At 42.1% G+C, this 6433-nt stretch carries 8 protein-coding genes; 1 reads left to right on the plus strand and 7 read right to left on the minus strand.

Annotated features, from left to right (window positions below):
- Positions 1-66: 66 nt before the first annotated feature.
- The 3 genes from FS666_RS18605 to FS666_RS18615 all read right to left on the minus strand — a co-directional run bounded on the left by FS666_RS18605 (position 67) and on the right by FS666_RS18615 (position 2568).
- Complete coding sequence (locus FS666_RS18605) at positions 67-1080, minus strand: AI-2E family transporter (RefSeq protein WP_120074754.1); 1014 nt, start codon at positions 1078-1080, stop codon at positions 67-69.
- 210 nt (positions 1081-1290) lie between these two features.
- Positions 1291-2004 (minus strand): class I SAM-dependent methyltransferase, encoded by a 714-nt coding sequence (locus FS666_RS18610; RefSeq protein WP_120074752.1) that lies wholly within the window; start codon positions 2002-2004, stop codon positions 1291-1293.
- A gap of 114 nt (positions 2005-2118) precedes the next feature.
- Positions 2119-2568, minus strand: coding sequence for a GNAT family N-acetyltransferase (locus FS666_RS18615; RefSeq protein ID WP_120074750.1), 450 nt, complete (start codon positions 2566-2568; stop codon positions 2119-2121).
- Positions 2569-2764: 196 nt separating this feature from the next.
- Here FS666_RS18615 and FS666_RS18620 point away from each other — a divergent pair, with 196 nt between their 5' ends.
- Positions 2765-3550, plus strand: coding sequence for a DUF2268 domain-containing putative Zn-dependent protease (locus FS666_RS18620; protein ID WP_144462948.1), 786 nt, complete (start codon positions 2765-2767; stop codon positions 3548-3550).
- Positions 3551-3615: 65 nt separating this feature from the next.
- On the opposite strand, the gene FS666_RS18625 is transcribed toward FS666_RS18620, so the two are convergent.
- The 4 genes from FS666_RS18625 to FS666_RS18640 all read right to left on the minus strand — a co-directional run bounded on the left by FS666_RS18625 (position 3616) and on the right by FS666_RS18640 (position 6233).
- A complete protein-coding gene (locus tag FS666_RS18625) occupies positions 3616-3870 on the minus strand; it encodes a hypothetical protein (protein ID WP_120074746.1) in 255 nt (84 codons plus the stop codon).
- Between the two features lie 282 nt (positions 3871-4152).
- Positions 4153-4806, minus strand: a complete 654-nt coding sequence (locus tag FS666_RS18630; RefSeq protein ID WP_144462946.1) for a DUF4097 family beta strand repeat-containing protein — start codon at positions 4804-4806, stop codon at positions 4153-4155.
- Positions 4807-4827: 21 nt separating this feature from the next.
- Positions 4828-5475 (minus strand): GAP family protein, encoded by a 648-nt coding sequence (locus FS666_RS18635; RefSeq protein ID WP_120074742.1) that lies wholly within the window; start codon positions 5473-5475, stop codon positions 4828-4830.
- Positions 5472-6233, minus strand: coding sequence for a MerR family transcriptional regulator (locus FS666_RS18640; protein WP_144462944.1), 762 nt, complete (start codon positions 6231-6233; stop codon positions 5472-5474). Before FS666_RS18640 ends, FS666_RS18635 begins: the two co-directional genes overlap by 4 nt.
- Between the last annotated feature and the right edge of the window lie 200 nt (positions 6234-6433).

Below are 6433 nucleotides of genomic sequence, written 5' to 3' on the forward strand. Positions count from 1 at the left end.
TTATCTCGTCAGAAGCGCTCCAGTCTGTACGTCGATAAACAGGCGCTTGCGCCTTTGTTCTTTTTGCTATGTCTTGGCAATTTTTTCCTTATTTGTCACCTCAAGAACATCCAGCAGGAACACGAAAACGGGAATGCCGATGATCAATCCCCACACGCCGAAGAAGTTTTGCGAGAAAATCAAAACGATGAACGTATAAAATACCGGCAAATCGGTTTTGGCCGACATCAATTTCGGATTCAATATATAAGCTTCCACCGCATGAATGATGGTGATGGCAACAACGACGTATACAACTTTGACGAAGCCGCCGATCGTATAGGCAATCATGCAAAGCGGAACCAGGGAAATGATGACACCTGCAACCGGAATAAGGCCAAGAAAGAAAATCATGATCGCCAGCACGAACAATTGCGGAAAGCCCATGATGGAGAGTGCTATGATCGTCAAAAGCGTATTGACGAGAGCAATGATGAACTGTGCTTCGATGACTTTTCCGAACGTGCGGGTGAACTTTTTCCCGAAAAATTCAATTTCAAAATAGAACGGCGCCAATTTGCTTTCCTTGAATTTTGCGGTAAATTCCTTCAAGCGAGGTTTTTCCAGAAGGAAAAACAGACTTAATATTAAAGCAACAATCACTTGGACGCTTGTTTTGCTAATATCTGTAAAAGATTTCACTAAAAACGATAATCCATTTTCCAAATAAGCGGCAATTTGGTTTTTGGATATGATTGCCTCAATAAAGCTTAAAATGGCATTTTCATGCGGCTGTGAGTAAAAGGCCGTAATCTGTACGATCAACTGGCTGATTTCCGAAGTAATGATAGGAAAATATTTTACAAGCCCATACGTGAGTATGCCCACGATTGCCACGTACATGAACAGCACAAGCACCCGCCTTGGAACAGGAATCCGTTTGGCGGTGAATTCTATGAGACGATTCATTAAGTATGAAAAAATAAAGGTCAGCAAAATCAAGTTGATCATACTTCTCAGGCTGTACAAAATCAGAACAATCAGCCCGAAGATGATAATGCGTTTTACTCCCTTTTTCTGAAAAAGTGCTGCCACATCCATCGATTCATTTCCCCTTGCTGTAAATCTTCCTATACTTAATTATCACCTACGCGTGCGAAAGATTACAAGGAAAATTAAAAGGAATTTTGAAATAAAATTAAAAAAGCTAATATTTTTAGTATCTTAAATGCAATGAGGTCCACTTTATGAATTACGTAAAAGAAAAAACTCCCGCTGAAAATCACAGCAAGAGTTTTTGACTAAATGGCTTCATACTGTACATCTGAATTTACCGCAGGCTAAAATATCCTTATAAACGATCGACAAATGATGATGCTTCTCAAAAATCTCATAAAACGAAGGATGAATCTGCTTTGAAAGTGAGTAATCATTTGAAACACCCACTTGTTGAATATCGGGCTGCAGCTCAACTTTTTCCATTTCTATCTGTTCAAAGCCAGCTTTTTGGAAAGCGCTTCGCCACTCCTGTTCACTAAGCAATTGTTTCACCCCATAAAAATCCAGGATTTCTTTCATTTGCTGCCCGGAAATGTCTTTATCACGGACCATTTCAACGGCCAGTAAAACTCCATTCGGCTTTAAAACCCGTTTAAATTCGGGAACCGTTTTTGAGACGTCGGTAAATGCCGTGACGGATTCAGATAGGATGAAATCAAATGTGTGATTTTCAAAAGGCAGATTTTCGGCGCTGCCATGCCGGATTTCGATTGGAAGATTCATGGATTGAAATCTTCTTCCGGCTTTTTCCAACATGATTTTGTTGTTATCCAATGCTGTGACATGGCTTCCATATTCCTTTGCAATATATGCGGAAGTTTGCCCTGTTCCGCAGCCGACGTCAAGAATCTTAGAAGAGCCATCAATTTTTTCCTTGGATAAAATCCTTTTTGTAAGATTAAGGCCCCCGGGATGGGCACCTCCAACCCCGAATAATGCCAAACAATTTAAATATGTGCTTTCCATATTGATTCCCGCCTTTTGCTTTGAAATCTCCTATATGGTATTCAAAAGGGCCGGAAATGCCCCAAAAGAAACAGGATTAGGGGGCATTCTTCAGGCATCCGGGGAATTGTAACACTAAAAATGGTTGTCTAACTGTTTTTCCATCAACGTGACTATTTCTTGAAAGCCCAGTTTTTGGCACAGGTGTTTGGAGATGTTTCCTTCAAATACATATAACTGTACCCTATTAACCCCCTCTTCTTGAAGATGCCTGAATGCTTCATTGCACAGCTTTTCTGCGATGCCGCGCTTACGGTATTGAGGATACACGTATACTTCCGGAAGGACCCCGATCATTTCATCTGTGTGATAGTCCATTGTCCTCCCGACACCTATCCAGCCCTGGACTTCGTTATTTTCAACATGGACGAGGTAGAATCCTCCCGCATCCAAAAATGGCGACACCATTTCACTGGCTTTTTCTTTGTCCGGTTTCACATGCCCCATTGTTGCTTCTTTTAATACTTCCAGGGAATAATCCAAAATCTTTTGGGTCTCGCGGCTGGTGGCTTTTCTGATGGTCATCTGCTAATCCATCTCCTTTCGGTTTAAGTGCGTCTTAAAAACGCAGCCCTATCTGAAATCTGTTATAGGGTATTCAAAAGGGATGTTTATGGAAAGTTGCCAAATCCTTTATTGCAGATAAAAAACATTTTCGCAACTCAATATGATAAATGCATACTGTATAGAAAGATGGCGAGTCGTTTAAGGGTGGGTTGATATGAGCGTGATCAGGACTGATAGATGGCTGACGGATTTATATGATGACCCTGTAAAAATATGTAAAAAATTAAAAGTACATTTTGATGGGGCTTCCGCTTCTGAAATTTATGATTACTTAGCTTTCCATGGAATGTATACTCCGCAAAAAAACGGAAACATTGCAGTGAAAAAGTTAAGGGATAATAAAGTGTGGGACATTGTCCAAAACGAAAAACAGAAACTTCAAAAGATATGGGAAGGGCCCAGTATCCCGGTTTTTATTTTTCCGTCAGATACAACTAATGAAGTATTAAAACGGGAATTTCACGGGAAGTCGGGGCTGGCTTTTAAAGATAAATTATTCTTGTTTGTCTCGGAAGAAAATAATGATGCGGAAATCAGGTCATTATTTACGCATGAATACAATCACGCATGCCGCTTATCCAAATATCATAAAGACGAAGCAGATTATGTCCTGCTTGATACGATTATTTTGGAAGGCATGGCGGAAAATGCTGTCCGTGAAAGATTGGGAACGGAATTTATGTCCAACTGGACCTCCTACTACCCCAATAAAAAATTGGAGAAAATATGGAGAAGGCTGGTATATCCGAATAGAAATGTTTTAAAGACAAGTCCCAAACATCAAAACATCCTGTACGGCTTGCGTTCTTACCCCAAAATGGCAGGTTACTGCGTCGGATATTACCTGGTGAAGAAATATATGGAATCAACCGGTTTATCAAGCAAAGATTTGCTGAGCATACATTCCGAAGAGTTTGCAAGCATTGCTAATAAAAACTAAACAGTCCAACCAGCACAATGCCAGTTGAACCGCGTTCATTTAAGGGGTTGGGCACTATTGAAATGCTACCACCACCAGAGTAAAGAAACTCCGGCGATAAAGCCCAGGGCAATACCCGCACCGAAGCCCCACCAGCCATATCCAAATCCGCCAAAACCGTATCCAAAACCGCCTCTTCTGGGACCTATCGGCTCCAAAAAAACTCTTGTGGGCGAAACATGCCGAATGATGCCCCTGTGAGACCTCCCATCCCGGGTCCTGATTACCACGGCTCTCCCCATATGTCTGTTACATATCGAATGAAAGTGTTCAACCGACATAAAGTAATCCTCCTTTTCCAGTGAAGTCTATAACATCTTATGTAAAAACTTCATAAACATAGAGGATACAAGTACTAAGATAGAAGTGGAAGTATGGCCTCTTTTGGAAAGGTTTGAAGGATTTGGGATAATATTATGGCTGGACGTTGCAAGCCGGGAAAAACCTCTCCTAATTGAAGCCGCGGGTATTTTCGTTATCTATGGTGATTTCCTTTATCTGCGGAACCGTGAATGTTTTCTCTCATCTATGGGCACCCGATATACTTCGTGTACAGCCGCCCGTTACTCAACTGTAATATTTCCCGAAGCTGTCTCAATATCAATTTGATACGTACCTTCTCCTGACGTACCTTCGATCTCTTTTTCATTTTCGCGGCTGATCGAAAGCGGCAAAGTGACTATTTGACGGCCGCTTGCCGTCTTGGTTGTTAGATGGACGTCGGGATTTTTTTTATTGACGGAAAGATCGATATTTCCGCTTGCTGTTTTGGCTTGAACATGACTGTGGTAACTTTCAAATTCCAGGGAGATGTCTCCACTTTTTGAAATAGCTTCTATATATTCCGTTTCCAATCCTTCCGCCTTAATATTGCCCGAACCTCCATTGATAATCACCTTGCCTTTATAATCCTTGGGAATGTCCACTTGAAGCTGTTTATTTAAATTAATTTTGGGGCCAATATGAAACTTTCTTTTCTTTACATTAATAGCTATGCCGCTTTTTTCTTTTTTCATATCAATGATCGGTTTTTGGTGGGATATCTCCAATTGGGATTGATCCACACTCTTGATATGGACGTTTGTACTGCCATGGTCGATATAGATGGAGTCTATATTGTCGAGATCGGCTGTTTCCACTTTGCTTCCTTCCCCTGCTGAGCAACCAGAACAGAGCAAAATGGCTGACAGGAATAAACAGACGAATACTTTTTTCAATTTGAAAGCCTCCTTTTTCCTCTATGCATTGATTAATAAAATCAGTCCGGCGATACTCATCATCCATGAAAGAGTTGATCCAGAGTTTTTTTCAATCGAAATCCGTATTTTTTCCAATGGCCTCTGCAGCCAGCCTTTAAACAGGAAATGCGCCACCATCAGAATCAATGCCGGAAGAACCATTATGACATTGTAGCCGGCCAGAATGGGAAGCCACTCCACGGGATGCAAGCGGGCGGCCGTCATAATTCCAACGGCAGCAAAATATGGCAGGGCCGTTCCCACTTCAATCAAGCCGGTTGTCAATCCGAGTGCCACCATTGCAGGCATGCTTTTACTTCTCGGTTTACGTACTTTGGGGGTGGAGTTTTTAGTGGGAATGAAAAAGCTGCCAATCAATAGACCCAACCCAAGAATGGTCATGAAACGGCTCAATAAAGCATTATTGCCAAGACCGGAAATGACATCAGTCACAGTATCCAGTCCCAACATCAGAACAACGCCGACAATAAAATAAAAACAGGCAACTGTACTCAAATAGACAAGTAATCGTCCTGCAATTTTTCCACGCTCCGAAAGCAGCATGTATACAGTGACCCCCAATGTTGTCGGGCTGAGTGTATCCAGCAAGGCCAATGCCCCTACTGAAAGCAATAAGGCTGTGCTCATCTGGAATCACCCTTCCCTTTTTTAATATTCCTTAAATAAATATCGGAAGCTCCTTCAAGGAAATCCAACACTTCGGGTTCAATCGGATAAAACCCCGCCTTCTTCGACTTTTCAGGGGATTTTCTGACATTCCATAATTTATCAAGAAATTCATCATTGTCCCCAAAAGCCTCTTCCTGCTTTTCGAACATGCGCCTTATGATTTGCTGGACCTGCGGCGCCCCCTCTCCTTTATGCATATGTTTTTTTAATTGGGCAAGCAAGGAAACCCACTCGAGCGTATCAGGGTCTGCCCGATTGACATTGGGGAGAAGCTTCAACAGTTCCATTTCGGATTTGTTAAATATCTGATTTCTGTATGTTTCTCTGCTTTGCGGATCCTTCGTATACAGTTGAATCAACCGCTGGACCTCCAACAGGTCAATTTTTCCGTCAATGGCCATGCTGTTTAACAACCCCTGCAAAATCTGTTCAATTTGTTCAAGCTTCAGCTTTTCATTGATTACATAAGCCAACTGCCCCTGCAAACACTCTTTCCAATCCCTCTCATCGGAAAGCATTTCTTTGATTTCGCTGAGACTGAAGCCCAATGACTTTAAAAATTGGATCTCCTGCAGTTTTATCATTTCCTTTTCCCCGTAGAGCCTGTGCCCTCCTTGCGTTTTGTCCGCCGGAAGAAGCAGTCCGATCTGGTCATAATAGCGCAGTGTTCGAACTGTTACACCGGTCTGCTTCTTGACCTCCTGTATGGAAAGCATCTTGATACACCACCCTCGTTTCATATGTTGCTTCCAGTATACAAGGTGACGTAACGTCACTTTCAACTGTTATTTTGCATTTTAGAAAATAAACGGCGTGAGGACATCCGGAACTAAGAAAAGCGCAAGCGCCTTGTCCATCGACGTACAGACTGGAGTGCCTCCGACGAGATAAAGGAAACACGGCGAGGAACGAGCCG

This window comes from Siminovitchia fortis (assembly GCF_007681465.1).
GTDB lineage: Bacteria > Bacillota > Bacilli > Bacillales > Bacillaceae_C > Siminovitchia > Siminovitchia fortis.

Coding starts and splice junctions, on each gene's coding strand:
- FS666_RS18605 (WP_120074754.1), bottom strand. CDS start 1,080: ATGGATGTGGCAGCACTTTTTCAGAAAAAGGGAGTAAAACGCATTATC.
- FS666_RS18610 (WP_120074752.1), bottom strand. CDS start 2,004: ATGGAAAGCACATATTTAAATTGTTTGGCATTATTCGGGGTTGGAGGT.
- FS666_RS18615 (WP_120074750.1), bottom strand. CDS start 2,568: ATGACCATCAGAAAAGCCACCAGCCGCGAGACCCAAAAGATTTTGGAT.
- FS666_RS18620 (WP_144462948.1), top strand. CDS start 2,765: ATGAGCGTGATCAGGACTGATAGATGGCTGACGGATTTATATGATGAC.
- FS666_RS18625 (WP_120074746.1), bottom strand. CDS start 3,870: ATGTCGGTTGAACACTTTCATTCGATATGTAACAGACATATGGGGAGA.
- FS666_RS18635 (WP_120074742.1), bottom strand. CDS start 5,475: ATGAGCACAGCCTTATTGCTTTCAGTAGGGGCATTGGCCTTGCTGGAT.
- FS666_RS18640 (WP_144462944.1), bottom strand. CDS start 6,233: ATGCTTTCCATACAGGAGGTCAAGAAGCAGACCGGTGTAACAGTTCGA.